The organism is Pseudomonas sp. 5Vm1k (assembly GCF_056161485.1).
Map to the genome: position 1 here is coordinate 388,536 of NZ_JBSPCZ010000002.1, position 25,013 is coordinate 413,548.

The window sequence follows — 25,013 nt, forward strand, 5'->3', positions numbered from 1 at the left end:
CTTTCTTCTTCCAGCGAATGACACGAATTGACGGTTTTTTTAACGTTTTTTTCTCATTCAGCGCTCTACATTCGCCGCGCCTCAAACATGCAAATGATTCCTATTGATCTACAGTTATTGAGAACCTTCCTCGTCAACACTGTGGACGGCGCAGGCAAAAATCAAAAAAAAACAGGAGCACGCATCGCATGACTTCCCGCATTCCTTCTTTTCTCAAAACCGCACTGCTGACCGCCGCATTGGTCAGCGCCGGGCATGTGTACGCCGCCACCGAGGCCGACGGCATTGTGGTCTATAACGCTCAGCACGAAAGCCTGACCAAATCCTGGATTGAAGGCTTCACCAAGGAAACCGGGATCAAGGTCACCGTGCGCAATGGCGACGACACCGAGATGGGCAACCAGATCGTCCAGGAAGGCGCGGCCTCCCCTGCGGATGTGTTCCTCACCGAGAACTCCCCGGCCATGGTGCTGGTAGACAATGCCGGGCTGTTCGCCCCGGTCGCGCCCGCCACCCTGGAGCAAATTGGCGCACCGTATCGTCCGGCTCACGGCAAATGGGTCGGGATCGCCGCGCGCTCCACAGTGTTTGTCTACAACCCGAGCAAACTGGCGGAAGCCGATCTGCCCAAGTCGCTGCTGGATCTTGCATCACCCAACTGGAAAGGTCGCTGGGGCGCCTCACCGGGCGGCGCGGACTTCCAGGCTATTGTCGCGGCCGTGCTCGAACTCAAGGGCGAAGCCGCCACCCTCGATTGGTTGAAGGCAATGAAAGCCAATTCCACCGCTTACCGGGGCAACAGCGCGGTGCTGAAAGCGGTGAACGCCGGGCAGATCGACAGCGGTGTGATCTACCACTACTACCGCTTCGGCGATCAGGCCAAAACCGGTGAAAACAGCAAGAACACCTCGCTGCACTACTTCAAGCACAAAGATCCGGGCGCCTTTGTCAGCATCTCCGGTGGCGGTGTGCTGGCCTCAAGTAAACACAAGGAACAAGCTCAGGCCTTCCTGAAGTGGGTTACCGGCAAGGACGGCCAGGCGGTTCTGAAGAACGGCAACTCGTTCGAATACGCCGTGGGCCTGAATGCCGAGTCGAACCCGAAACTGGTGCCGCTGGCGCAGCTCGACGCGCCGACCGTCGATGCCTCCAAGCTCGACAGCAAAAAAGCGGTGGAACTGATGACCCAGGCCGGACTGCTCTAATTGATGCCTGAAACCCTGCCGTCGGGTGTCGCTTCGGCGATACCGGCGAATTCGCTGCGACGCTCCCGCGGTCTGTTTATTGGCCGCGGTGGTGCGTGGGTGACGGGTTTGTCGGTGCTGGTGTCGCTGCTGGCGCTGTTGCCGATTGCCTTTGTGATTGGCGTGTCCTGGCAAACCGGTTGGGCCGGCATCGAGAAACTGGTGTTGCGGCCACGGGTCGGCGAGTTGCTGATCAACACCGTGTTGCTGGTGCTGATTACCCTGCCCTTATGCGTCGCGTTGGGTGTGGCGTTGGCCTGGTTGACCGAGCGCACCAACCTGCCGGGCCGACGTGGCTGGTCGTTGCTGGCCACCGCGCCGCTGGCGGTGCCGGCGTTCGTTCACAGCTATGCGTGGGTCAGCCTGGTGCCGTCGATTCATGGGTTACCGGCCGGTGTTTTGGTGTCGGTGATCGCATATTTCCCGTTCCTTTATCTGCCGGTGGCCGCGACATTGCGCCGGCTCGATCCGGCCATCGAAGACGTTGCCGAATCCCTCGGGCTCAAGCCTTGGGCAGTGTTTTTCCGAGTGGTGCTGCCGCAACTGCGCCTGGCCATTTGCGGCGGTGCGCTGCTGGTCGGTCTGCATTTGCTGGCGGAATATGGCCTGTACGCAATGATCCGTTTCGACACCTTTACCACGGCGATTTTCGATCAGTTCAAATCGACGTTTAACGGCCCGGCCGCGCACATGCTGGCCGGGGTTCTGGCCCTGTGTTGCCTGGCCATGCTGACCGGCGAATCGGCGGCGCGTGGCACTGCCCGTTACGCCCGCGTCGGCTCGGGCAGTGCCCGGGAGCAGCGGATTGTACGGCTGGATGGCAACACCACCCGCCTCGCCCTCGCCCTGCAAATCGTTACTTGCATGCTGGCACTGGGTGTTCCGCTGGTTACCCTCGGCAAATGGCTGATCGCGGGCGGCAGCGAGGTCTGGCAGTGGAGTGAATTGCTACCGGCCCTGCAACAGACGCTGTTGCTCGGGGTCGCTGGCGCCGCTCTGACCACTTGCGCCGCGATCCCGATTGCCTGGCTGTCGATTCGTTCGCCGGGGCGCCTGCAACGGGTGCTGGAAAGCTGCAATTACATCACCAGTTCGTTGCCCGGCATCGTGGTGGCCCTGGCCTTGGTCACGGTGACGATTCACTTCGCCCGGCCGATCTACCAGACCACCATCACCGTGCTGCTGGCGTATCTGCTGATGTTTCTGCCCCGGGCGCTGGTGAGTTTGCGCGCCGGCATCGCCCAGGCTCCGGTAGAACTGGAAAACATGGCCCGCAGCCTAGGACGTTCCCCCGGTCGGGCCTTGTGGCTGATTACCTTGCGCCTGGCTGCACCGGGTGCCGCAGCCGGCGCCGCACTGGTGTTTTTGGCAATCACCAACGAGTTGACCGCCACCCTGCTGTTGGCACCCAACGGTACCCGCACCCTGGCCACCGGTTTCTGGGCGATGACCAGCGAAATCGATTACGCAGCGGCGGCACCTTACGCGCTGATCATGATCCTGCTGTCGCTGCCGCTGACCGGACTCCTCTATCACCAATCCAAACGCACGGCTGGCCGATGAACGCCCTCGAACTGAACTCCATCTACAAATCTTTCGGCGCCCAGCAAGCCCTGGAAGACATTAGCCTGTCGGTGCCCACCGGTAGCCGCACGGTGATCGTCGGGCCGTCCGGCTCGGGCAAAACCACGCTGCTGCGGATGATTGCCGGCTTCGAGTTCCCTGACACCGGCAGCCTCTCGCTCAACGGCCAGACCCTGGTGGACAGCACCCACTCGGTGCCGGCACACCAGCGTTTGATCGGTTACGTGCCCCAGGACGGTGCCTTGTTTCCGCACATGACCGTGGCCGCCAACATCGGTTTCGGTTTGACGGACAAAGGCCCGGCCCGACAGGAACGTATTGCCGAGCTGATGGACAGCGTCAATCTGGACTCGAACATGGCCAAGCGTTGGCCCCATGAACTGTCCGGCGGCCAGCAGCAGCGTGTGGCCCTGGCCCGGGCGCTGGCGCAACAGCCACGGCTGATGCTGCTGGACGAGCCTTTCTCGGCCCTCGACACCGGTTTGCGCGCGGCCATGCGCAAGATGGTTGCGCGTTTACTGGAAACTGCCGGCGTTACGACGATTCTGGTGACCCATGATCAGAGCGAAGCGTTGTCGTTCGCCGATCAGTTGGCGGTGATGCGTCAGGGCCGCTTGGTGCAGTCGGGGCATCCAATGGATTTGTACCGCTACCCCGATGACGAACAAACCGCGTTGTTTCTCGGCGATGCGGTGGTCATGCCGGCGCGAATCGAGTCCGGTTGGGCCCATTGCGACCTGGGCCGGATTCCGGTCAACGATCAGGACAGAAACGGCTCGGCGCAAATCATGCTGCGGCCCGAGCAGTTGCAGATCGGCGACTCGGTGGCGGATACCCACGGTTGTCCGGGGGTAGTCACCGAGCGCGATTTTGGTGGCAACACCTGCACCTTGACCGTGGAGTTGCTGCCCGGCGAATTTGAAACAGGCCGGTCGTTGCTGGTGCGCAGTTCCGGCATGCACGCGCCGCCAGCCGGCAGCGCCGTGCACGTCACCACGCTCGGCAATGCCCATGTGTTGAGTGACTGACAGCCGTCACAAGTCGAAGCGATCCACCGCCCGCCGCCGCTCATTGTCATCGCGCACGTCATAGTTGGCGGTGGTCTGGATGTTGCTGTGGTGGGCCAGTTTCTGCGCGATCGACAGGTCATGTTCTTCGATCACCCGAGTGATGAACGAGCGCCGGAAATCGTGGGGCATGATCTTCACCCCTACCTGTGCGCCGCGCTGCCGGGCGATGTAGTAGATCGCATGTTTGGTGATGCGCTCGCGGGTGATGTGGCTGCCGCGACGGATACGGTTGAACAGGAACGGATCGTCCTCCTGCCCCTCCCCCAGTTGTGAACGTCGCAGTTCCAGCCACGCCTCCAGTTTGGCGAACGCCCAGGCCGGCGCGTACTTGATCAACTGCTTGTTGCCCTTGGCCGTGACCCGCAGGCTGCGCTCGCTGAAATCGACCTGGTTGAGGTCCAGGTTGACCGACTCCGACTTGCGCATGCCCGAACCGTACAGCACCGCAATGATCGCCGCGTCCCGCAGGCCTTGGGGCCGAGGGTCGGCGGCACAGACTTCCATCAACTCTTGAATCAACGTGCGCTTAAGGTTGCGCCCCTGGGACAGCCGCGTGCCGGCGATGCCTTTGACCGAGCGCATTTTCAGCAAGTGCTCCTGACTGATCAGGCTCATGCGCCAGGCTTCATTCATGACCCCGCGTACAGCGTTTACATACAGCGAAGAGGTATTCGGCGCGTAACCGTCAGTGCGCAAAGCGGCCACTAACGCAACGACATCCTCGGGCTGGAGTTCGTACCAGGGAATCTCCTCGATGTTCACATCTTCGAAGCCCAGGCGATCCGCCGCGTCTTGCAAGACATAGCGCATGGTCAGTTGGCTGGACGGCGCCAGACGCGCCAGATAAAGGGTCAACGGGTTGGCTTTTGCAGCCTTTGGGTCATTAGCGGGTAAGTCAATCAAACGAAAAAGCCTTGAATGAAAACGGTTCAACACAACAACTAAAGAGTTCGGTTACTTGCTGTAAGGAGTAGCAAACGTTGGGATTAACGCGATCAACGGTCGAAGTCTGAACTCTAGCTGTCTGAACTTCAGATAAACGATTCGCCGACCGGTTTTTCATGTCCCTTTCACATTTTCGCGCTTAATCTGAACGGATCAGGCCACTCGCGGTCCGCCAACACAACCTGACGAGCAGGGAGCAAAAAGTCAACCTACGCAATCTGTCACATTTCTGCGGTAACTAATTGATGCAGCTTTCGTTTTAGCGTCTACGCTCAATGTGGATCCAAGACGTTATACCTGAAATTCCCGTTGAAGCTTCAGCCCCGAGGTCCCCATGAGTCAGGCTTTTCTCCCCTTTTCACGCCCCAGTATCGGCGATGAAGAAATTGCAGCCGTAGAGCAAGTACTGCGCTCTGGCTGGATCACAACCGGGCCAAAAAACCAGGCACTGGAAGAGCACTTCGCCAACTACGTCGGTTGCAAACATGCCGTGGCATTGTCTTCGGCCACCGGTGGCATGCACATCACTTTGCTGGCCTTGGGCATTGGTCCTGGCGATGAAGTCATTACCCCGTCCCAGACCTGGGTATCCACCGCCAACATGATCTGCCTGTTGGGTGCAACGCCGGTGTTTGTCGATGTTGATCGCGACACCCTGATGACTGACCTGCACAGCATCGAAGCGGCAATCACGCCTCGGACCAAGGCGATCATCCCGGTGCATTACGCCGGCGCGGCGTTCGATCTCGATCCGCTTTATGCCCTGGCCGATAAACACGGTATTCCCGTTATCGAAGACGCGGCCCACGCGGCGGGCACGTTTTACAAAGGTCGCCACGTTGGCTCACAAGGCACGGCGATCTTCTCGTTCCACGCGATCAAGAACATGACCTGCGCCGAGGGCGCGATGTTTGTCAGCGACGATGAAGCCCTGGCCAATCGGGTGCGCATGCTCAAGTTTCACGGTTTGGGCGTGGACGCCTACGACCGCCTGACCGGTGGCCGCAAACCCCAGGCCCAAGTCATCGAGCCTGGCTTCAAGTACAACCTGGCCGACATCAATGCCGCCATCGCCCTGGTGCAACTGGAGCGACTGGACGAGATCAACGCCAAACGCGCACAACTGGCCCAGACCTACCTGCAACGGCTCGAAGGCTTGCCGGTGCAACCACTGGCGATCCCGTCGTATCCGCAACAGCACGCCTGGCACCTGTTCATTCTGCGTATCGACGCCGAACGCTGCGGGCTCGACCGCGAAGCGTTCATGAAGGCCTTGCAGGAGCAGAACATCGGCACCGGCATCCACTTCATCGCGACGCACCTGCACACCTACTACCGCCAGCGTTACCCGGACATTTACCTGCCCAATACCGAATGGAACTCGGCGCGGCTGTGTTCGATCCCGTTGTTCCCTGACATGACCACCGACGATGTCGAACGAGTCGTCGGCGCCATTGAAAATATTATGGACAGAAGCCTTTGAAACCTTACCCAATCAACTGCGTGTCGATCGTTATTCCGGTCTACAACGAAGAAGAAAGCCTGCCCGAACTGCTGCGTCGTACCGAAGCGGCCTGCGCCCAATTGCACTACGAATACGAAATCGTGCTGGTGGACGACGGTAGCCGCGACGACTCGGCGCAGATCCTCGAGGACGCCGCCAATCGTGAAGGCAGTCGGGTGGTCGCGGTCATTCTCAACCGCAACTACGGCCAGCATGCAGCGATCATGGCCGGTTTCGAACAATGCAAGGGCGACGTGGTGATTACCCTCGACGCCGACCTGCAGAACCCGCCCGAAGAGATCCCGCGCCTGGTGGCCCAGGCCGAACTCGGCTACGACGTGGTCGCCACCGTGCGCAACAACCGCCAGGACTCGGCCTTGCGCCGCTGGCCGTCGAAACTGATCAACCTGGCTGTGCAACGCTCCACCGGCGTGGCCATGACCGACTACGGCTGCATGCTGCGGGCCTATCGCCGCACCATCGTCGACGCAATGCTCGCCTGCCGTGAGCGCAGCACCTTTATCCCGATCCTGGCCAACAGCTTCGCCCGGCACACCACCGAAATCCTGGTGACCCACGCCGAGCGTGAACACGGCGAATCCAAGTACAGCCCGATGCGTCTGGTCAACCTGATGTTTGACCTGATCACCTGCATGACCACCACCCCGCTGCGCCTGCTCAGCATCGTCGGCTTCTGCATGGCCGGCCTTGGCGTGCTGTTTGCCATTGCGCTGATCGTCCTGCGCCTGGCTTTTGGCGCCGGCTGGGCTGGCGGCGGCACGTTCGTATTGTTCGCCGTGCTGTTCGTCTTTACCGGCGGGCAATTCATCGGCATGGGCCTGTTGGGTGAATACCTGGGCCGCATGTACAGCGATGTCCGGGCACGCCCGCGGTTCTTTATCGAAAAAGTCTTGCGTAGCCAACCCGCCTCCCCTGCTCCCGTTGTCACTGTCGACGGTCTCACTTCAACTTCTTCAGATCAGGTTCTCTCATGAGCAAAAAAGCTGTTGTCTTCGCCTATCACGATATCGGTTGTGCCGGCATCGAAGCCCTGCTTGGCGCAGGTTTTGAGATCGCGGCCGTGTTCACTCACGCCGATGACCCGAAGGAAAACGCTTTCTACGGTTCCGTTGCGCAACTGTGTGCCAACAAAGGCATCCCCGTGCACGCTCCGGAAGATGCCAACCATCCACTGTGGATCGAGCGCATCAGCAAGCTCAACCCGGACTACATTTTCTCCTTCTACTACCGCAACCTGCTGAGCGAGCCACTGCTGGCCACCGCGAGCAAAGGTGCGTTCAACCTGCACGGCTCGCTGTTGCCGACCTACCGTGGTCGCGCTCCGGCCAACTGGGTGCTGGTCAACGGCGAAACCGAAACCGGCGTGACCCTGCACCGCATGGTCAAACGTGCCGATGCCGGCGCTATCCTCGCCCAGCAAAAAGTCGCTATCGAGCGTTCCGACACTGCCCTGAGCCTGCACGCCAAGCTGCGCGATGCCGCCAGTTCGTTGCTGCGTGACACCCTGCCAGCGCTGCTGCAAGGCAAGGTCACTGAAACTGCGCAGGATGAATCCAAAGCCACCGTGTTCGGCCGTCGTACCCCGGCCGATGGCAAATTGGTCTGGAAGAAACCGGCCGAAGAACTGTTCAACCTGGTGCGTGCTGTGACCCAGCCCTACCCTGGCGCTTTCTGTGACGTCGGCGAGCACAAACTGATTGTCTGGGGCGCCCAAGTCGTCAAAGGCAACGAAGGTCAGGCGCCAGGCCGTGTCATCAGCGTCGATCCATTGCGCATCGCCTGCGGCGAAGACTCCCTGGTGATCACCGCCGGCCAGCGCAACAACAACGGCCTGTACCTGAGCGGCCCGCAACTGGCCAACGAACTGGGCCTGGTGGACGGCTCCGTGCTGCGTGGTGCCGAATCCGGTCGTGCGCCGCGCCGTACCCGCGTGCTGATCCTCGGTGTCAACGGCTTCATCGGCAACCACTTGTCCGAGCGCCTGCTGCGTGACGACCGCTATGAAGTCTATGGCCTGGACATCGGTTCCGACGCCATCGAGCGCCTGCGCAGCCATCCGAACTTCCACTTCGTCGAAGGCGACATCAGCATCCACTCCGAGTGGATCGAGTACCACATCAAGAAATGCGACGTGGTCCTGCCGCTGGTGGCCATTGCCACGCCAATCGAATACACCCGCAACCCGCTGCGTGTTTTCGAACTCGACTTCGAAGAGAACCTGAAACTGGTTCGCTACTGCGTCAAGTACAACAAGCGCGTGATCTTCCCGTCGACCTCCGAAGTCTATGGCATGTGCCAGGACGAACGATTCAACGAAGACACCTCGAACCTGGTGCTCGGCCCGATCAACAAACAACGCTGGATCTACTCCGTTTCCAAGCAACTGCTCGACCGCGTGATCTGGGCCTACGGCCAGAAAGGCCTGAACTTCACCCTGTTCCGTCCTTTCAACTGGATGGGCCCACGCCTGGACCGTCTGGACTCGGCACGTATCGGCAGCTCCCGGGCAATCACCCAGCTGATTCTGAACCTGGTGGAAGGCACACCGATTCGTCTGTTCGACGGCGGCGAGCAAAAACGCTGCTTCACTGACATCGCTGACGGCGTCGAGGCACTGGCGCGGATCATCGACAACGACAACGACGTGTGCAACGGCCAGATCATCAACATCGGCAACCCGGACAACGAAGCCAGCATCCGTCAGTTGGGCGAAGAGCTGCTTCGTCAGTTCGAAGCTCACCCGTTGCGCAGCAACTTCCCGCCGTTCGCCGGTTTCCGCGATGTGGAAAGCAAGGCGTTCTACGGCACCGGTTACCAGGACGTTTCGCACCGTAAACCAAGCATCGACAACGCCAAACGTCTGCTGGACTGGACGCCAACCGTCGAGATGAGCGAGACCATCGGCAACACGCTGGACTTCTTCTTGCGCGAAGCCATGCTCGAAATCGCGGACAAGCGCTGATGCAGGCAGGCCTTCGAATCGATGTCGACACTTACCGAGGCACCCGTGAAGGGGTGCCCCGGTTGCTGGAAATCCTCGATGAGGCCCAGGTCAAGGCGACGTTTTTCTTCAGCGTCGGGCCGGACAACATGGGGCGCCACTTGTGGCGCCTCATCCGCCCGCAATTCCTCTGGAAAATGCTGCGTTCCAACGCCGCCGGCCTGTATGGCTGGGACATTTTGCTGGCCGGCACTGCCTGGCCGGGCAAACCCATCGGTCGCGACCTCGGGCACTTGATGCGTCAGGCCCGGGCGGCTGGCCATGAAGTCGGCCTGCACGCCTGGGATCACCATGGCTGGCAGGCCAATGCCGGGCGCTGGAGCGATGCGCAACTGATCGAGCAGATTCGCCGGGGCGTCGACAGCCTCAGCGACATCCTCGGGGAAAAAGTCGACTGCTCGGCCTCCGCCGGTTGGCGGGCAGACGAACGCGTGATCGAAGCCAAGCAGGCCTTCGGCTTTCGCTACAACAGCGATTGCCGGGGCCAAAGCCTGTTCCAGCCGACCTTGGCCAGTGGCCTTCTGGGTGCGCCGCAAATCCCGGTGGACTTGCCGACCTTTGACGAAGTGGTCGGGCCGAGCGTGGCCGCCAAGGACTTCAACGCTTTCATTCTCGACCGCTTCACTCCTGAAAAACTCAACGTCTACACGATCCATGCCGAGGTAGAAGGGATTCTGATGGCCAATGATTTTCGTCAACTGCTGGCCGATGCGCGCCAGCGTGACATTTGTTTCAAACCCTTGGGCGGCCTGTTGCCCGAGTCATTCGCCAGCCTGCCGGCCGGGCGCGTGGTGCGTGGCGTCCTCGAAGGCCGTGAAGGCTGGCTGGGAGTGCAAGGCGCATGAGTAAACGCTGGGCCCTGCCTGTATTGCTGGTCGTCATGCTGCTGGCTTACCTGTTGCCATTGGGCACCCATGGTTTATGGATTCCCGACGAAACCCGCTACGCCCAGATCAGTCAGGACATGCTCCTGAGTGGTGACTGGGTGTCGCCGCATTTCATGGGTTTGCGTTACTTCGAGAAACCGGTGGCCGGTTACTGGATGATCGCCCTAGGTCAGGCCGTGTTTGGCGAGAACCTGTTCGGCGTGCGCTTCGCCTCGGCCCTGAGCACCGGGCTGAGTGTCATGCTGTGCTACCTGATCGCCCGGCGCCTGTGGAACGAGCCGCGTAAAAGTTTTGCCTGCGCCTTGCTGTACATGAGTTTCACCGTGGTCGCCGGTCAGGCCGGTTACGCCAACCTCGATCCGCAATTCAGCTTCTGGGTCAATTTGAGTCTGGTGGCCTTGTGGTTTGCGCTGGACAGCACTGGCCGTGGTGCGCGGTTATTGAGCTGGGCCGCGTTGGGACTGGCCTGCGGCATGGGCTTCATGACCAAGGGTTTTCTCGCCTGGCTGTTGCCGGTGCTGATCGCCCTGCCGTGGATGCTCTGGCAGAAACGCTGGCGTGAACTGCTGGTCTACGGCCCGATTGCGGTGGTCGTGGCCATCGCGATCAGCCTGCCATGGGCTTTGGCGGTGCATGCCCAAGAGCCTGATTACTGGCGGTTCTTCTTCTGGCACGAACACGTTCGACGGTTCGCCAGCGACGATGCCCAGCATGACGCGCCCTGGTGGTTTTACCTGCCGCTGCTGGTGGCGTTCAGTCTGCCGTGGGCGGTGTTGCTGCCGCCGGCACTGAAACAAGCCTGGCAAACCCGACGCCAGGCGAACATCGGTTTTCTGCTGTTGTGGCTGCTGATGCCGCTGGTTTTCTTCAGCCTGAGCAACGGCAAACTGCCGACCTACATCTTGCCGTGCCTGCTGCCATTGGCCCTGTTGTTGGGGCATGCGGTGGCCGATCGTTTGCGGCTTGAGCAAGGTCGGGCGCTGGGACTCAATGGCCTGCTGAATTTGGTGCTGGGCCTGACGGTGCTGTTGGCCCTGGTGTACCTGCAACTGAAAAAGCCGCTGTACGAACTCGAACTGCACAACCTGGTGCTGGTGTTTATTGCGCTGATCGGCTGGATCATGGCCAACCTGCTGCAAGCCTTCCGGCCCCTCCAATGCTGGGCAGCGCCGGCGTTTGGCAGCTTGCTGTTCATCGGCCTGATTCCCTCCGGTCTGCCCAACTCGGTGGTGTCGAACAAAACGCCTGACCAATTCATCCTCGAACACGCCCGTGAACTCAGCCAGACCACCCAACTGATGAGCAACGATCTGGGGGCGGCGTCGGCACTGGCCTGGCGTCTGCAACGTCCGCAAGTGGCGTTGTACAACACCGTCGGCGAGCTGAAATATGGCCTGAATTATCCCGAAGCCGAGAATCGGCGAATCACCCTCGACGAAGTGCAACAGTGGATGCGCGATGCTCGCAAGCAGGGTTCCGTGGGCGTGGTCATGCGGGTCAAGGGTGACGACGAACTGCAGGAAGTGGATCTGCTGCCTAAAGAGGGCAAGCGATATGAACAAGGCAACCTGGTGATTCTGATTATCCCCAAGGATGTGTCATGAGCCTGGTTCTGCTACTGACCGCATGCCTGCTGACGTGCCTGGGCCAGATCGCCCAGAAGTACGCGGTGGAGAGCTGGCGCGGTAAAGACTCCGGCTGGGGCGAGAAATTACGTTCGCCGTGGTTGTGGCTGGCGCTCTTCTCTCTCGGCCTGGGGCTTTTGGTCTGGCTGCTGGTACTGCAGCGCCTGGAGGTCGGCATCGCCTATCCGATGCTGAGCCTCAATTTTGTGCTGATCACGTTGGTCGCCCGCTTCATCTTTCACGAACCCGTCGACCGTCGCCATTGGCTCGGTGTGGCGCTGGTGATCGGTGGTGTGGTTTTGCTGGGGCAACACGCATGAGCCTGCGCCGTGGAATCACCTTTGCCCTGGGCAGCGTAATGCTCGCCAGCGCTGCGCAATTGGGCATGCGCTGGAGCATGAGCCGGCTGCCGCATCCCGATCAATGGCTGACTGCCTTGGGCAATGGCAGCGTGGACCTGACCGCCATTGGCGTAGTGCTGGCGGCGATCCTCGCCTATGCGCTGTCGATGCTCAGTTGGCTGCTCGCCCTGCGCGATGTGCCGCTGGGCCGGGCCTATTCGCTGCTGAGCATCAGCTACGCGCTGGTGTACCTGCTGGCGGCAAGCCTGCCGGCGTTCAACGAACATTTCAGTCTTGCAAAAAGCCTTGGGGTGGCCTTGGTCATCCTGGGTGTCATCACCATCAACTCTCGACCTGCTCGCGTCTCCGTTCTCAGGAATGACCCATGAAAATCAGTGTATTTGGTAGTGGTTACGTTGGCCTTGTACAGGCTGCCGTTCTGGCTGAAGTCGGCCACGATGTGATCTGCATGGACATCGATGCCAAAAAGGTCGAATTGCTCCAGCAGGGCCACGTCAGCATTTTCGAACCGGGGCTGGCCAGTCTGGTCAGGGAAAGCCTGGAGGCCAAGCGTCTGCAGTTCACCACCGACGAAAAACTGGCCGTACAGCATGGCGAAGTGTTGTTCATCGCCGTGGGTACGCCGTCCAGCGAAGACGGCTCGGCCGACCTGAGCTACGTGTTGTCGGTGGGTGACGCGGTCGCTCGTCATCGCGAACAACCCCTGATCCTCGTGGAAAAATCCACCGTGCCGGTCGGTACTGGCGACACCTTGCGTGCACACATTGAAAGCAAGCTGTTGCAGGCTGACCGCCAGTTGCAGTTCGATATCGTCTCCAACCCCGAGTTTCTCAAGGAAGGTTCGGCGGTGGCTGATTGCCGGCGCCCGGACCGTATCATCATCGGCTGTGAACGTGATGAGGTGCGCGACGTCATGCGCGATCTCTACGCCCCGTTCAACCGCAACCATGACCGCATCATGTTCATGGACCTGCGCAGCGCCGAGCTGACCAAATACGCCGCCAACTGCATGCTGGCGACCAAGATCAGCTTCATCAACCAGATCGCCGAACTGGCCGAACACTTGGGGGCCGACATCGAATCCGTGCGCCTGGGCATCGGTGCGGATTCACGCATTGGCTACCACTTCATCTATCCGGGCTGCGGTTATGGCGGCTCGTGCTTTCCCAAGGACATGCGCGCGCTGATCCACAGCGCCGAACAGGCGCACTGTTCCAGCGACCTGCTGCAAGCGGTGGAAGCGATCAACCAACGGCAGAAACACAAGTTGTTCGAGCGCGTGAATGCGTTTTACAAAGGCGACCTGGCCGGCAAGACCTTTGCCGTGTGGGGCCTGGCGTTCAAGCCCAACACCGATGACATGCGCGATGCGCCAAGCCGGGTGCTGCTGGAGTCGTTATGGGCGGCCGGGGCCAACGTACGGGCCTTCGACCCTGAAGCAATGCAGGAAACGCAGCATTTGTACCCGGACGAATCGAAGCTGATGCTCATGGGCACGCCGGAGTCAGTACTGGCCGGCGCGGACGCGCTGATCATCTGCACCGAGTGGCAACAGTTCAAAGCCCCGGATTTCGATCTGATCCGCCAGCGCCTGGCCGCGCCGGTGATCTTTGACGGGCGCAATCTGTATGACGCCGAACGCTTGTCCCGCAGCGGCTTCCTGTACTTCCCGATGGGACGTGGGGAATCGCGCAAGCTGCCGATTCCATACCAGCAATGGCCCAACACGCCAGCGGTTGCCTGACGGTGGCGGCTCAACCGACTGATGCAATCCGTCGACAGTCCCTCGGTCTTGGGCTGTTGGCCCTGCTGTTGTTCATGGCCGGGGTTTATCAGCAGTCCGCCATCGGCTTTGATTCGCGGTTCGTGTTGTTCGCCCAGGAAATGCTGCGCCACGGGCCGACGGTTTTTCCGACCACTTATGGTCAGCCCTATGCTGACTATTCGGCGGTGAGCACACTGTTCGTCTGGTTGCTGTCGCTGCCATTCGGGCAGGTGAACGCCTTCAGTGCCTGGCTGCCGAGTGCGGTGGCCGGTTCAGTGATCGTCACGTTGATGTATCGGCTGCTGGCGCCCTACTCCACGCGCTGGGCTGTACTGAGCATCGCCCTGCTCCTGCTGACCAACACCTTTGTCACTGAAACCCGCGCCGTGTCCCTGGATTTGATGCTCGCGGCGGTGGCGTTTTCAGTGTTCTACCTGGGCTATGCCGCCGATCACTTTGGTGCGCCACGTCGCTGGTTGCTGATCTTTGCCTTGTTGCTGCTGGGTTTCGGGGTTCGTGGGCCCATCGGGTTAGTGGTTCCCACAGGCATGCTGTGCAGCTATTTCCTGCTCAATCGTCAGTGGCAACGGCTGTTTGTTTTTGGACTGGTTGCCGCCGGGCTGCTGGTGCTGTGTGTCGGTTTGTTGTTGCTGCTGGCCAAGGTCAGCGGTGGTCCCGCCTTCATGCAGGACGTGATTCGCATGCAGTTCATGGGACGCATGGACGGCAGTGAAGGTGTCAGCGGCTCGCTGTATTACTTCACCAGTTCCATGGGCAACTATGCGCTGGCGTATCCATTGGGGGTATTGGCGCTGGCGGCGATCTGCCTGACTAATCCCCGTGAGACTGGACCACAGTTGCGCCTGGTGCAGTACTGCGCGGCGGCCGGTTTGATCGTGATGGTCGGGCTGTCGATTCCCCAGGCGAAAAAGGCCCGTTACCTGCTGCCGATGCTGCCGATGGCCGCGATCATTGCGGCGTATCCATTTCAGGTGATGCAAGGCCGGTTGTTCGGCGTGTTGCGTGGTTTGATGCAAGGGGTATGGCTGGTGATTCCGGGGTTGTTGATCGTCGGATTGGTGGTCGGCCAGCGACGTTTCCCCGAATGGTTGACCTCACTGGCACCGATATTGATCGTACTCGGCGTTTTGCAAGTGATCGCTTTGGCTGCGCTTTTCCGGCCGGCCTGGCGGGCACAGGCATTGGCGTTTTGCGCGGTGCTGGGGTTGTGGTCGGTTTACATTTTGGTGTTCGAACCGGTGGAACGTCAGCTCTACGATTCGCGCAGCTTCAGCCGGGCAGCCTTCGCCCAGGTTCAACAAGAGCCGGCGCCGCTGGTGCTGTTCGGCATGGGCAAGGACGCGAAGGCGATCAAGTTCATGGTCAATATCGAGCAGGACCTGCAGCCGGTATTTACCGAGTCGGTTCAGGCACTGGAAACCCTCAAGGCACCGGTCTGGGTGATGATGGATCGGAGTGATTACACGGCGCTTAAAGGGACAGCACTTGGCGATTTGCCGCCTGCCTTGACCGGTCGTTTCGATAAAAACGACTACGTCTTGCTCCATCTCAAACCTTGACGCATGGCCCTGTAGGCGCTGCCGCAGGCTGCGATCTTTTGACTTTGCCTTTAAGATCAAAAGATCGCAGCCTTCGGCAGCTCCTACACGATCATCATGACCATCACCCTGCGCCGTGCCCAACCCGCTGACGCGAACGCCCTCCCCGACATCGAGCGTTCGGCGGCGGCTCTTTTTCGTACCGACCCTTCACTCGCCTGGCTCGCTGACTCGCCAGTGACCGACGCCCGGCAACACCTGCAAGCCATCGAAACCAAAGATGTCTGGGTCGCAGAATTGCCCGATGGCGTACTTGCGGGTTTCCTCAGCGCCGAACAAGTCGATAACCAACTGCATATTCAGGAACTGTCTGTCAGCCAACACTTTCAGGGCCGGGGCATCGGTCGAAAGTTACTGTTAGCGGCGATTGAGTATTCCCGTAAACGAGAACTCGACGGTCTGACCCTGACCACGTTTCGAGACTTGCCCTGGAATGAACCGTTTTATCAACGATTCGGCTTTGAAACATTGAGCTCTTGTGGAATCGGGCCACGTTTATTGGCGGTATTGAGCAACGAAGTCGCCCACGGTTTGCCGGGTGAACGTCGGTGTGCGATGTGTCTGCCCCTCAAACCGGAGCTTTCAAATCCACACCCAGTGCCTGGGCAAACGCCTTGACCAGCGGACTGCGCACAGTGTTGTGGCGCAGGATCAGATTGAACGGCGTCATGATATGAATCAGGTCCGGGCGCACCGCCCGAAATTGCCCCTGTTCCACCAGGTTTACCGCGTAATGCTGCGGCAGGAAGCCCACAAAACAGCCAGTCTTGATCAGCAGCGCCACGGCTTCGACCTGGGTGGCCGAGGCTGAAAAGCTGTCGTAGCGGGCAAAGTTGAGTTTGTCCCGATGAATCGCGTAGCGGTGGTTGATGCACTCGTAATCCTTGAGCACGTTGCTGCTGATTTCCGCCTCTGGCGCCGAGAACAGTGGATGGCCGAACGCGCAGTAAACCTCGGAGCGTTCTTCGTAAAGCGCGTAGTAATCGAACTCTTCGCGCTTTTGATAAACCGGCACGATCCCCGCCACTAATCGCCCCTCCACTACACCGCGTTCTACTTCATCCAGTTGAGAGGCCTGAAGTTGAAACCTGACCTTCGGTGATTCTTCATTAATTCTTCTAAGTGCGGCAACTAACGGAGAGTTAGGGTCGGAGATCGTATTGTCGATAACTCCCACACCCAGATCACCGATAAGTTCGTTCTGCGCTGAACTAAGCCGATCACGAAAGTTATCAACCGAGGCGAACAAATCAATCGACGCCTGATACACCAGTCGTCCTTCTTCGGTCAGATGAAACCCCTCTCTCCCGCGGGTGCACAAGCGCATGCCGATGCGGATTTCCAGGTCGGAAATCTGCTTGCTGATCGCCGCCAGGCCCACATTCAGCTCGTTCTGCGCGGCGCTGAAGCCACCAGCCTCAACCACCGCCTTGAACACTTTGAGCAATTTGAAGTCCAGGCCGCTGAGCGCCAATGGTGCCCGGTGAGGCGGTTTTGGCGGCGGGTTTCCGGAATTGGAAAGTGGGGTTTCCATAATGCTTATTTACCTCTGGCGCCCTATTCAACACTCTGTGTCCAACAACAAAAATAGTGCTGGCTAATAATAATGAACACAGAAAACAAGGCTTGGCAACCGTTAATAAATTCCGCACCTGAGTGCCAACTCACTGATTTCGCACCATTAAAAACTGACACTTCGATCAGTTCTCGCCACTTCGTAACTGCCCCTTTGAAAACTGCTTTGGCCTAACCACGCCCCATTGATTTGCGGCGGGTGTTTCGGGGCCCGGCACACCGATCTGTAGGAGCGAGGCTTGCCCGCGAAGCTCTTTGCATAACAGCAGATCGATTTCTAACTTTCGCGTAACGACGAGGAAAAACAACAATGTCTCAAACCACCGACCGTCTCTGGGGTGCACGCTTCAAAAGCGGCCCATCCGAAGCCCTGGCGGCCTTGTCCCGTTGCCCCGAGCGCTACTTTCGCCTCACTCCGTACGACCTGGCCGGCTCCAAGGCGCATGCCCGGGAACTGCAACGTGCCGGTTTGCTGAGCGAAGAAGAAACCCAGACCATGCTCGACGCCTTGGCCGGCATTGGTGCGGACTTCAGCGCCGGCAGCATCGCCCCGACCCTGGACGACGAAGACGTCCACACCTTTATCGAGCGCCTGCTGACCGAACGCCTCGGCGCCCTCGGTGGCAAGCTGCGTGCCGGCCGTTCGCGTAACGACCAAACCGCCAACGACCTGCGTCTGTTCCTGCGTGATCACGTGCGCACCCTGGCCGTTGAAGTACTGGCCCTGCAACAAGCGCTGGTGGATCAGGCCGAACAACACATCGAAAGCATTTGCCCGGGCTTCACTCACTTGCAGCAGGCGCAACCGATCGTTTTCGCCCACCACTTGCTGGCCCACGCCCAATCAATGTTGCGTGACGTGCAGCGCCTGGTGGACTGGGACGTGCGCACCTCGCTGTCGCCACTCGGCGCGGCGGCCATGGCCGGTTCCGCTATCGCTCGCCTGCCTCAGCAGTCGGCCAAGGAGATGGGCTACAGCGGCGTGTGCGAAAACTCCATCGACGCCGTCGCCAGTCGCGATCACGTAGCCGAATTCCTGTTTATCGCCAGCATGCTCGGGATCAACATTTCCCGCCTCGCTGAAGAATTTTGCCTGTGGTCGTCGCGGCAATTTCGCTGGGTCGCGCTGGACGATGCCTACGCCACCGGCAGCTCGATCATGCCGCAAAAGAAAAACCCGGACATCGCCGAGCTGGCGCGGGGCAAGGCAGGCCGCTTGATCGGTAACCTCACTGGTCTGTTGTCCACCCTGAAATCCCTGCCGCTGTCCTACAACCGCGACTTGAGTGAAGACAAGAACGGCGTGCTCGACAGTGTCGACACCCTGTTGCTGGTGCTGCCAGCGATGGCCGGGATGGTCGCGACCATGAAGGTCAACGTCGAAGAGTTGCGTCGTCAGGCACCACTGGGCTTCACCCTTGCCACCGAAGTCGCCGATTGGCTGGCCATGCGCGGCGTACCGTTCAAGGAAGCACACGAAATCACCGGTGCGCTGGTTCAGGCGTGTGAGAAACACGACATTGAATTGTGGGAAGCCTCTACGGCGCTGCTGGCCGAGATCGATCCACGCCTGACCCCGCAAGTGCGCGACAGCCTGACCCTTGAAGCCGCCATCGCCGCCCGCAGTGGCTGGGGCGGCACCGCGCCGCAACAGGTGCGCGAGCAGATCGGCCGCCTGAAAACCGCCCTCGCCGCGCAGCATGAATGGACCGAGAACTATCAGGGCTTCCGCCTCTGATCCAAGGGGCACTGCGATACCCCTGTGGGAGCGGGCTTGCTCGCGAAGAGGCCGGCACATTCAACATCGTTGTTGGCTGACACACCGCTTTCGCGAGCAAGCCCGCTCCCACAGAGGTTGGGCTTGACCTGAAACACCAGCGTACGGAGAAACATCATGAGCCAGACTCAAGCAGAACGACTCCAGGCGGAGCGCAACCTGGCGGACAACCAGTTCGATATCACCCAGTACCACCACGTGCCACGGCGCTATTACGGGCGGATTTTCTTCGCCACCGTGATCGTCATCGCCATTCTTGGCCTGGTGCGCGCCTTCGCCGAAGGCAAGATCGAATGGTCGTACATCGGCCAGTTCGTCACCTCCCAGGCGATCATGTGGGGTTTGTTCAACACCATCGTCATGGCGGTGCTGGCGATGGCCCTGGGCATTGTCTTCGGGGTGATCACCGCGATCATGCGCATGTCGGCCAACCCGATCCTGCGCTACGTGGCGGTGACTTACACCTGGCTGTTCCGCGGTACGCCGTTGATCCTGCAACTGCTGTTGTGGTTCAACCTGGCGCTGATCTTCCCCACCATCGGCATCCCCGGTCTGTTCGAAATGGACACCGTGAGCCTGATGACGCCGTTCGTGGCCGCCCTGCTCGGCTTGAGTATCAACCAGGGCGCCTACACCGCTGAAGTGGTGCGCGCCGGCCTGCTGTCGGTGGACACCGGGCAGTACGAAGCCGCCAAGTCGATCGGCATGCCGCGCCTGCAAGCGCTGCGCCGGATCATCCTGCCGCAGGCCATGCGGATCATCATTCCGCCGGTCGGCAACGAATTCATCGGCATGGTGAAAATGACCTCGCTGGCGAGCGTCATCCAGTACTCGGAACTGCTCTACAACGCCCAGAACATCTACTACGCCAACGCCCGGGTCATGGAATTGCTGATCGTCGCCGGTATCTGGTATCTGGTCGCCGTCACCGTCCTTTCCTTCGGTCAAAGCCGTCTGGAGCGTCGTTTCGCTCGCGGCGCCGGCAAGCGTTCTTGAGGAGTCCGACATGAGAAACATCGTCAAGGCCGTGAGCCTGAACAAATATTACGACCAGTACCACGCCCTCAAAGACATCAACATCGAAGTCGAGCAAGGCGAAGTGCTGTGCATCATCGGTCCGTCCGGCTCGGGCAAGAGCACCTTGCTGCGCTGCGTCAATCAGCTGGAAAAAATCGACAAGGGCGGCCTCTGGGTCGACGGCGAACTGGTGGGTTACCGGGTCGTTGGCAACAAACTGCACGAACTCAACGAGTCGCAGATTGCCCGTCAGCGCCTGTCCACCGGGATGGTGTTCCAGCGTTTCAACCTGTTCCCGCACATGACGGTGCTGCAAAACATCATCGAAGGCCCGTGCCAGGTGCTCAAGCGCTCGCCCAAAGAAGCGCACGAAGAAGCTCTGGAATTGCTCGCTCGCGTCGGCCTGGCCGACAAATGCAACAGCTACCCGATTGAACTGTCGGGCGGCCAGCAGCAACGGGTGGCGATTGCCCGCGCGTTGGCGATGCGACCCAAGCTGATGCTGTTCGATGAACCCACTTCGGCACTCGACCCGGAACTGGTCGGTGAGGTGCTGTCGGTGATGCGCGATCTGGCGCAAACCGGCATGACCATGATCGTCGTCACCCATGAACTGGGCTTCGCTCGCGAGGTTTCCAACCGCATGGTGTTCATGGATGGCGGGCAGATCGTGGAGGCTGGAAGCCCCGAAGAAATACTAATAAGCCCACAAAACCCGCGCACCCAAAGCTTCATTTCTGCCGTTCGAACCTAAGCGCCGCTTGGCGCTCACAACACTCATAAGAGAACGACCATGAAGAACTTCGTAATTCCAGCAGTACTCGCCGGCCTGATGGCTTCCAGCTTCAGCTTCGCCGCCGAATTGCCGGCCAGCATCAAGGCCAAGGGCGAGATCGTCGTTGCGATCATGCCGAACTACCCGCCGATGGATTTCAAGGACCCGGCGACCAACACGCTGACGGGCCTCGACTATGACCTGGGCAACGCCCTGGCCGAGCGTCTGGGCGTGAAGATCAAATGGCAGGAAACCGGCTTCGAGCAAATGATCAACGCGCTGACCACCGACCGCGTGGACATGGTGCTGTCGGGCATGACCGACACCGTAGAGCGTCAGGCCAGCGTGACCTTCGTCGACTACTTCACCAGCGGTCCGCAGTTCTACACCTTGCAAAAGAACAAGGACTTCAACGAAATCACCGACCTGTGCGGCAAGAAAGTCGGCACCAGCCGACGCACCACCTTCCCGGCGGAGATTGCTGAATACAGCAAGGCTAACTGTGAAGCGGCCGGCAAACCGGCCATCGTGGTCGTCGGCACCGAAGGCTCGGCGGATGCCCGTGCACAACTGCGCCAGAGCCGGATCGATGCGGCGATGCAGGGTAGCGAGACGTTGTCGTACCTGAAGACTCAGGAAAAGGACATGTACAAGACCGTTGGCCAGCCGATTTCCGTGCAGTTCTCCGGCATGGGGTTGAGCAAGAAAAAGCCTGAGCTGAGTGAAGCGGTGAAAGTGGCGTTGCAGAGCATGATCGATGACGGCACGTACCAGACCATTCTGAAGAAGTGGGACCTGGAACTGGGCGCTATCAAGACGGTGACCGTGAACGCCGGCAAATAAGGAGCTGCCTTTTGTGGGAGCGAGCTTGCTCGCGATAGCGGTGTATCAGCCAACAAAGATGTTGAATGTGTTGGCCTCATCGCGAGCAAGCTCGCTCCCACAGGGGAACTCGCCTGGCCAAGAGATTGAGATCGACTCAAATCCAATGTGGGAGCGGGCTTGCTCGCGAAGGGGCCCTGTCGGCCAGCATTGATGTTGAATGACACACCGCTTTCGCGAGCAAGCCCGCTCCCACAGGGGATTGTGTTTTACCTATAGATGTATGGAGTGCCACTGATGTCCTCCTCGTTACAGCCCACCTGGCCCGGCCCGCACAAAGCCTGCCTTGCCCTGGCTTTCGATCTCGACGGCCCGACCGGCGATGCCATGCTCAATGGCTCGATCTGGCACAAGCCCGAGTACTTCGGTTTCGGCGGTTACGGCCCTTACCGCGCCCTGCCCCGTCTCCTCGACTTGCTCGACGCGTTCAACATCCCGACAACGTTCTTCGTCCCGGCCTGGGTCGTGGAGAACTGGCCGAAACAGTGCCAGGCGATTGTCGAGCGCGGGCATGAGGTGGCGTATCACGGCTACAAACACGAATCCTTTTACGCCCTGACGCTGGACCAGCAAAAGGACGTCATGAAGAAATCCCGCGAGGTGTTCTGGAAGCACCTGAACATCCGCGCCGAAGGCTTCCGCACGCCATCCGGTGACTGGCGCGCCGAAACCCCGGCGATGCTGGTGGAAGCCGGCGTGACTTACTCCAGCAGCATGCGCGGCGATGATCGGCCCTATCTGGTCAACGTCCCTGGCTTCGACACTCCATTGGTTGAAATCCCCGGCCGTTGGGAAATGGACGACTACGCCTCCCTCGCCTACACCCGCGCCCCGGACTTCCCCTCGGGGCTGGACCGCACCGCCAGTTACGAGCTGACCCTGGACAACTGGTGCCGCGAATACGACGGCGCCATGGACGAAGGGTTGTGCCTGACTACTCTGTTCCACCCCAAGATCACCGGCAAACCGGGACGCATCCTGTTGCTGGAAAAACTCTTCGAACACATGCGCCAGCGCGATGGCGTGTGGTTCGCCACCTGTCGCGATGTCGCCCAGTGGTGGCTGAAGGAGCATCACCATGGCTGATTCCAACGTCTGGCCGAACGGCTACCGGTGCGCCGTCGTATTGACCGTCGATTACAACGACATCCACGGCATCCTGACCCAAGCCCCGGAAGTCGCCGGGCGCGACAAGACGCTATCGGTGTGGCGCTATGGCAGCCAACGCGGTGTCGATCGCTTGCTCGGATTATTCAAAGAACTGGGGGTTTCCAGCAGCTGGTGCATCCCCGGCATCGTCGCCGAGGAAAACCCTGAACACATCAAGGCAATACTCGCTGGCGGGCATGAAATTGCCTGCGCCGGCTATCGCCATCAGAACTACGACAATCTCGACCTGGCTGCCCAGAGCGCCGACATCGCCAAGGGCTGCGAAGCCTTGGCCACGTTGACCGGTCAGCGTCCGACAGGGTTCCGTATCCCGGCGGGCAACGGTGCGCCAGGATTTATCGAAGCGCTAAGGGATCAAGGCATCCGCTGGTCTTCATCCTGGCGTGGCGATGATCTGCCATTCGCTCACCCGACGGCGCCCGAAGTGATCGAGCTGCCGTTGCACTACGAACTGGAAGACGAACCCTACTTCGCCTTCAACCTCAGCCCGGCGGTGCCACCGGCGCAATCGCGGATCGCTTCCTACAGCCACACCCTCGGCAATCTGCAAATGGACTTCGCCGGGTTTCACCGCTTTGGCCTGTGCTACGTGCTGCGGTTGCACCCGGAAATCATCGCCACGCCGGGGCGCATTGGCGTGCTGCGTGAGTTGCTCGAAGGCATTCAACAACACAAGGACGTCTGGATCGCCACGGCGGGTGAAGTCGCGCAATGGTGGGCGGATTCGGCAGTGCCGGTGACGGAGGATCATCCTTCGGCGGTGTATGAGCGGCATTATCGGGATTACGGCGTATGAACGAGTTCGGCAGCGCGTACCAAGGCGTGATGCGCATGGAACACCTGGCGCGATTCTGTGTTGATACGACGTTTGAAGATTTACCGGCGGCCCTGGTGGCACAAGCCAAGCGGCACATTCTCGACACCTTCGGCGCGACCCTGGCCGGAGCCGCCAGTGACGTGGCGAAACAGGCACGCCAGGTGTTTGAAGGTGAAACCGGCAGCACATTGGTCTGGGGCACCGATTGGCAAGTCGGCGCTGCTCAAGCGGCCATGCTCAACGGCATCGCCGCCCATGCGCTGGAGCTGGACGATACCGGTGGTTGCGACCATTCCGGCGCCGTGGTGCTGCCGGCAGTCATGGCCGCCGTGTCGATGTCCGGCAAAACCGTGAGCGGCCGGGAGTTCATCACCGCCGTGGTCATCGGCTACGAAATCGGCCGTCGCGTGCTCGAAGCCTGCGGCAGTTATTCGGCGCATAACGGCGCCGGCTGGCACTCAACGGCAACTTGTGGAGTGTTCGGTGCGGCGGCGGCCAGTGCGCGGATCTTTGGCCTCGATACTGCGCAAACCTTGTCCGCGCTCGGCATCGCCGGCAGTTTCAGCGGCGGTCTTTGGGCGTTTATTCATGACGGTTCCCAAAGCAAAAAACTCCACAGCGGTCGCGCCGCCGAAGGTGGCTTGCTGGCTGCACGGTTTGCCCAGCGCGGCATCACCGGACCGACGAAACTTTTCGATGACGTCTGGGGTGGTTTTCTCAAGACCCTCGCCGGCGATGCCGCTGTGCCCGAGGCACTGGACGCGGAGCTGGGCCAGGTATGGAAACTCGCCCGCTGCTCGATCAAGCCTTACGCGGCGTGTCGCGGGACCCATTCAGCGATTGATGCCCTTGGTTTGTTGCTGGCGCGGTTGCAGGTTGATGTCGATCAGGTCGAGGACATTCAGGTGTCGCTGTGCGGATTCCTCCAGGATATGTGCGGCGGGCAGGAAGTCGCCAGTCTGGCGGCGGCGCAAATGAGCTTGCGCTATGCCCTCGCCGCGCGGCTGGTGCTGGGGCATTGCCGGTTGCAAGCCTATGACGATGCACAGCGCAGTGATCCGCGAATGGCGCACTGGATGTCGCGAATTCGGCTTGAGGTGAACCCGCGATTGTCCGAGGATGGCGAGCCTATTGTGAGCGTGCGGACCGTGGACGGTCGGCAGGCCAGCCTGTGCGTCGAAGTGCCATTGGGCGCGCCGGGGAATCCGCTGAGTGATACGGCGCTGGAAGAGAAGTTTTTCAGTCTGGCCGGGCGGGTTTTGCCGCGGCGGCAGGCTGAGGAATTGCTTGAGCAGTTGTGGCGGGTTGAAGAACTGGAGTCTGTCGCGACGCTGGATCGGTGGCTGACTTGAAATTTTTGTTGTCAGCACTGG

General features: G+C 60.2%; 22 protein-coding genes. 20 read left to right on the plus strand and 2 right to left on the minus strand.

All coding sequences use genetic code 11. From position 1 onward, the window contains the following. Positions 1-188: 188 nt before the first annotated feature. Genes ACWIKB_RS05490 through ACWIKB_RS05500 form a run of 3 tightly spaced genes read left to right on the plus strand, consistent with a single transcriptional unit; the run spans position 189 to position 3,856 of the window. Positions 189-1,205 carry an iron ABC transporter substrate-binding protein gene (locus tag ACWIKB_RS05490; protein ID WP_475265686.1) on the plus strand — a complete coding sequence of 339 codons (1,017 nt, stop codon included), beginning with the start codon at positions 189-191 and terminating at the stop codon, positions 1,203-1,205. 3 nt (positions 1,206-1,208) lie between these two features. Further along, positions 1,209-2,807: an ABC transporter permease gene (locus ACWIKB_RS05495; RefSeq protein ID WP_475265687.1), complete on the plus strand. Its 1,599-nt coding sequence runs from the start codon at positions 1,209-1,211 to the stop codon at positions 2,805-2,807. Beyond that, a complete protein-coding gene (locus tag ACWIKB_RS05500) occupies positions 2,804-3,856 on the plus strand; it encodes an ABC transporter ATP-binding protein (protein WP_475265688.1) in 1,053 nt (350 codons plus the stop codon). The genes ACWIKB_RS05495 and ACWIKB_RS05500 overlap by 4 nt, the downstream gene beginning before the upstream one ends. Before the next feature lie 6 nt (positions 3,857-3,862). Here the strand turns inward: ACWIKB_RS05500 and ACWIKB_RS05505 are convergent, their stop codons facing one another. Further along, positions 3,863-4,801 (minus strand): site-specific integrase, encoded by a 939-nt coding sequence (locus tag ACWIKB_RS05505; RefSeq protein WP_475265689.1) that lies wholly within the window; start codon positions 4,799-4,801, stop codon positions 3,863-3,865. Positions 4,802-5,177: 376 nt separating this feature from the next. Here ACWIKB_RS05505 and arnB point away from each other — a divergent pair, with 376 nt between their 5' ends. The 10 genes from arnB to ACWIKB_RS05555 all read left to right on the plus strand — a co-directional run bounded on the left by arnB (position 5,178) and on the right by ACWIKB_RS05555 (position 16,245). Then, positions 5,178-6,326 (plus strand): UDP-4-amino-4-deoxy-L-arabinose aminotransferase, encoded by a 1,149-nt coding sequence (arnB, locus tag ACWIKB_RS05510; RefSeq protein WP_475265690.1) that lies wholly within the window; start codon positions 5,178-5,180, stop codon positions 6,324-6,326. Beyond that, positions 6,323-7,342, plus strand: a complete 1,020-nt coding sequence (gene arnC, locus ACWIKB_RS05515) for an undecaprenyl-phosphate 4-deoxy-4-formamido-L-arabinose transferase (protein ID WP_475265691.1) — start codon at positions 6,323-6,325, stop codon at positions 7,340-7,342. The genes arnB and arnC overlap by 4 nt, the downstream gene beginning before the upstream one ends. Next, positions 7,339-9,330, plus strand: a complete 1,992-nt coding sequence (arnA, locus tag ACWIKB_RS05520) for a bifunctional UDP-4-amino-4-deoxy-L-arabinose formyltransferase/UDP-glucuronic acid oxidase ArnA (protein ID WP_475265692.1) — start codon at positions 7,339-7,341, stop codon at positions 9,328-9,330. Before arnC ends, arnA begins: the two co-directional genes overlap by 4 nt. Further along, positions 9,330-10,214, plus strand: a complete 885-nt coding sequence (gene arnD, locus ACWIKB_RS05525; RefSeq protein ID WP_475265693.1) for a 4-deoxy-4-formamido-L-arabinose-phosphoundecaprenol deformylase — start codon at positions 9,330-9,332, stop codon at positions 10,212-10,214. Before arnA ends, arnD begins: the two co-directional genes overlap by 1 nt. Beyond that, on the plus strand, positions 10,211-11,860 hold the full coding sequence (gene arnT / locus ACWIKB_RS05530; protein WP_475265694.1) for a lipid IV(A) 4-amino-4-deoxy-L-arabinosyltransferase: 1,650 nt from the start codon (positions 10,211-10,213) through the stop codon (positions 11,858-11,860). Before arnD ends, arnT begins: the two co-directional genes overlap by 4 nt. Beyond that, entirely contained in the window at positions 11,857-12,201 is a 345-nt protein-coding gene (gene arnE, locus ACWIKB_RS05535; RefSeq protein ID WP_475265695.1) for a 4-amino-4-deoxy-L-arabinose-phosphoundecaprenol flippase subunit ArnE, read from the plus strand. The genes arnT and arnE overlap by 4 nt, the downstream gene beginning before the upstream one ends. Further along, positions 12,198-12,611, plus strand: coding sequence for a 4-amino-4-deoxy-L-arabinose-phosphoundecaprenol flippase subunit ArnF (arnF, locus tag ACWIKB_RS05540; RefSeq protein ID WP_475265696.1), 414 nt, complete (start codon positions 12,198-12,200; stop codon positions 12,609-12,611). The genes arnE and arnF overlap by 4 nt, the downstream gene beginning before the upstream one ends. Next, positions 12,608-13,987: a UDP-glucose dehydrogenase family protein gene (locus ACWIKB_RS05545; RefSeq protein WP_475265697.1), complete on the plus strand. Its 1,380-nt coding sequence runs from the start codon at positions 12,608-12,610 to the stop codon at positions 13,985-13,987. Before arnF ends, ACWIKB_RS05545 begins: the two co-directional genes overlap by 4 nt. After that, positions 13,960-15,588: an ArnT family glycosyltransferase gene (locus ACWIKB_RS05550; protein WP_475265698.1), complete on the plus strand. Its 1,629-nt coding sequence runs from the start codon at positions 13,960-13,962 to the stop codon at positions 15,586-15,588. Before ACWIKB_RS05545 ends, ACWIKB_RS05550 begins: the two co-directional genes overlap by 28 nt. Positions 15,589-15,684: 96 nt before the next feature. Beyond that, the gene (locus ACWIKB_RS05555; RefSeq protein ID WP_475265699.1) at positions 15,685-16,245 is read left to right on the plus strand and encodes a GNAT family N-acetyltransferase; all 561 of its coding nucleotides are present in this window, start codon (positions 15,685-15,687) and stop codon (positions 16,243-16,245) included. Here the strand turns inward: ACWIKB_RS05555 and ACWIKB_RS05560 are convergent. Further along, the gene (locus ACWIKB_RS05560; protein WP_475265700.1) at positions 16,196-17,161 is read right to left on the minus strand and encodes a LysR family transcriptional regulator; all 966 of its coding nucleotides are present in this window, start codon (positions 17,159-17,161) and stop codon (positions 16,196-16,198) included. The two genes, ACWIKB_RS05555 and ACWIKB_RS05560, sit on opposite strands and share 50 nt — an antisense overlap. Positions 17,162-17,512: 351 nt before the next feature. On the opposite strand from ACWIKB_RS05560, the gene argH reads away from it, so the two are divergent. The 7 genes from argH to ACWIKB_RS05595 all read left to right on the plus strand — a co-directional run bounded on the left by argH (position 17,513) and on the right by ACWIKB_RS05595 (position 24,992). Then, positions 17,513-18,940, plus strand: a complete 1,428-nt coding sequence (argH, locus tag ACWIKB_RS05565) for an argininosuccinate lyase (protein WP_475265701.1) — start codon at positions 17,513-17,515, stop codon at positions 18,938-18,940. Positions 18,941-19,096: 156 nt separating this feature from the next. Continuing rightward, positions 19,097-19,975, plus strand: coding sequence for an amino acid ABC transporter permease (locus ACWIKB_RS05570; RefSeq protein ID WP_054045850.1), 879 nt, complete (start codon positions 19,097-19,099; stop codon positions 19,973-19,975). A gap of 10 nt (positions 19,976-19,985) precedes the next feature. Then, the gene (locus tag ACWIKB_RS05575; protein WP_475265702.1) at positions 19,986-20,750 is read left to right on the plus strand and encodes an amino acid ABC transporter ATP-binding protein; all 765 of its coding nucleotides are present in this window, start codon (positions 19,986-19,988) and stop codon (positions 20,748-20,750) included. A 39-nt stretch (positions 20,751-20,789) separates the two neighbouring features. Then, positions 20,790-21,614, plus strand: coding sequence for an ABC transporter substrate-binding protein (locus tag ACWIKB_RS05580; protein ID WP_475265703.1), 825 nt, complete (start codon positions 20,790-20,792; stop codon positions 21,612-21,614). Between the two features lie 276 nt (positions 21,615-21,890). Beyond that, on the plus strand, positions 21,891-22,739 hold the full coding sequence (locus tag ACWIKB_RS05585) for a polysaccharide deacetylase family protein (RefSeq protein ID WP_475265704.1): 849 nt from the start codon (positions 21,891-21,893) through the stop codon (positions 22,737-22,739). Beyond that, positions 22,732-23,619, plus strand: coding sequence for a polysaccharide deacetylase family protein (locus ACWIKB_RS05590; protein ID WP_475265705.1), 888 nt, complete (start codon positions 22,732-22,734; stop codon positions 23,617-23,619). The genes ACWIKB_RS05585 and ACWIKB_RS05590 overlap by 8 nt, the downstream gene beginning before the upstream one ends. Positions 23,620-23,648: 29 nt before the next feature. Continuing rightward, the gene (locus tag ACWIKB_RS05595) at positions 23,649-24,992 is read left to right on the plus strand and encodes an MmgE/PrpD family protein (RefSeq protein WP_475265865.1); all 1,344 of its coding nucleotides are present in this window, start codon (positions 23,649-23,651) and stop codon (positions 24,990-24,992) included. Positions 24,993-25,013 lie beyond the last annotated feature (21 nt).

Excerpts from the sequence above, each read along its gene's own strand:
- ACWIKB_RS05595 (WP_475265865.1), top strand. The coding sequence starts at position 23,649 with ATGCGCATGGAACACCTGGCGCGATTCTGTGTTGATACGACGTTTGAA.
- arnT (WP_475265694.1), top strand. The coding sequence starts at position 10,211 with ATGAGTAAACGCTGGGCCCTGCCTGTATTGCTGGTCGTCATGCTGCTG.
- ACWIKB_RS05585 (WP_475265704.1), top strand. The coding sequence starts at position 21,891 with ATGTCCTCCTCGTTACAGCCCACCTGGCCCGGCCCGCACAAAGCCTGC.
- ACWIKB_RS05580 (WP_475265703.1), top strand. The coding sequence starts at position 20,790 with ATGAAGAACTTCGTAATTCCAGCAGTACTCGCCGGCCTGATGGCTTCC.
- argH (WP_475265701.1), top strand. The coding sequence starts at position 17,513 with ATGTCTCAAACCACCGACCGTCTCTGGGGTGCACGCTTCAAAAGCGGC.
- arnE (WP_475265695.1), top strand. The coding sequence starts at position 11,857 with ATGAGCCTGGTTCTGCTACTGACCGCATGCCTGCTGACGTGCCTGGGC.
- ACWIKB_RS05545 (WP_475265697.1), top strand. The coding sequence starts at position 12,608 with ATGAAAATCAGTGTATTTGGTAGTGGTTACGTTGGCCTTGTACAGGCT.
- ACWIKB_RS05550 (WP_475265698.1), top strand. The coding sequence starts at position 13,960 with ATGGCCCAACACGCCAGCGGTTGCCTGACGGTGGCGGCTCAACCGACT.
- ACWIKB_RS05590 (WP_475265705.1), top strand. The coding sequence starts at position 22,732 with ATGGCTGATTCCAACGTCTGGCCGAACGGCTACCGGTGCGCCGTCGTA.
- ACWIKB_RS05560 (WP_475265700.1), bottom strand. The coding sequence starts at position 17,161 with ATGGAAACCCCACTTTCCAATTCCGGAAACCCGCCGCCAAAACCGCCT.
- ACWIKB_RS05490 (WP_475265686.1), top strand. The coding sequence starts at position 189 with ATGACTTCCCGCATTCCTTCTTTTCTCAAAACCGCACTGCTGACCGCC.
- ACWIKB_RS05575 (WP_475265702.1), top strand. The coding sequence starts at position 19,986 with ATGAGAAACATCGTCAAGGCCGTGAGCCTGAACAAATATTACGACCAG.
- ACWIKB_RS05495 (WP_475265687.1), top strand. The coding sequence starts at position 1,209 with ATGCCTGAAACCCTGCCGTCGGGTGTCGCTTCGGCGATACCGGCGAAT.
- arnF (WP_475265696.1), top strand. The coding sequence starts at position 12,198 with ATGAGCCTGCGCCGTGGAATCACCTTTGCCCTGGGCAGCGTAATGCTC.
- ACWIKB_RS05500 (WP_475265688.1), top strand. The coding sequence starts at position 2,804 with ATGAACGCCCTCGAACTGAACTCCATCTACAAATCTTTCGGCGCCCAG.
- ACWIKB_RS05555 (WP_475265699.1), top strand. The coding sequence starts at position 15,685 with ATGACCATCACCCTGCGCCGTGCCCAACCCGCTGACGCGAACGCCCTC.
- arnB (WP_475265690.1), top strand. The coding sequence starts at position 5,178 with ATGAGTCAGGCTTTTCTCCCCTTTTCACGCCCCAGTATCGGCGATGAA.
- ACWIKB_RS05570 (WP_054045850.1), top strand. The coding sequence starts at position 19,097 with ATGAGCCAGACTCAAGCAGAACGACTCCAGGCGGAGCGCAACCTGGCG.
- arnA (WP_475265692.1), top strand. The coding sequence starts at position 7,339 with ATGAGCAAAAAAGCTGTTGTCTTCGCCTATCACGATATCGGTTGTGCC.
- arnD (WP_475265693.1), top strand. The coding sequence starts at position 9,330 with ATGCAGGCAGGCCTTCGAATCGATGTCGACACTTACCGAGGCACCCGT.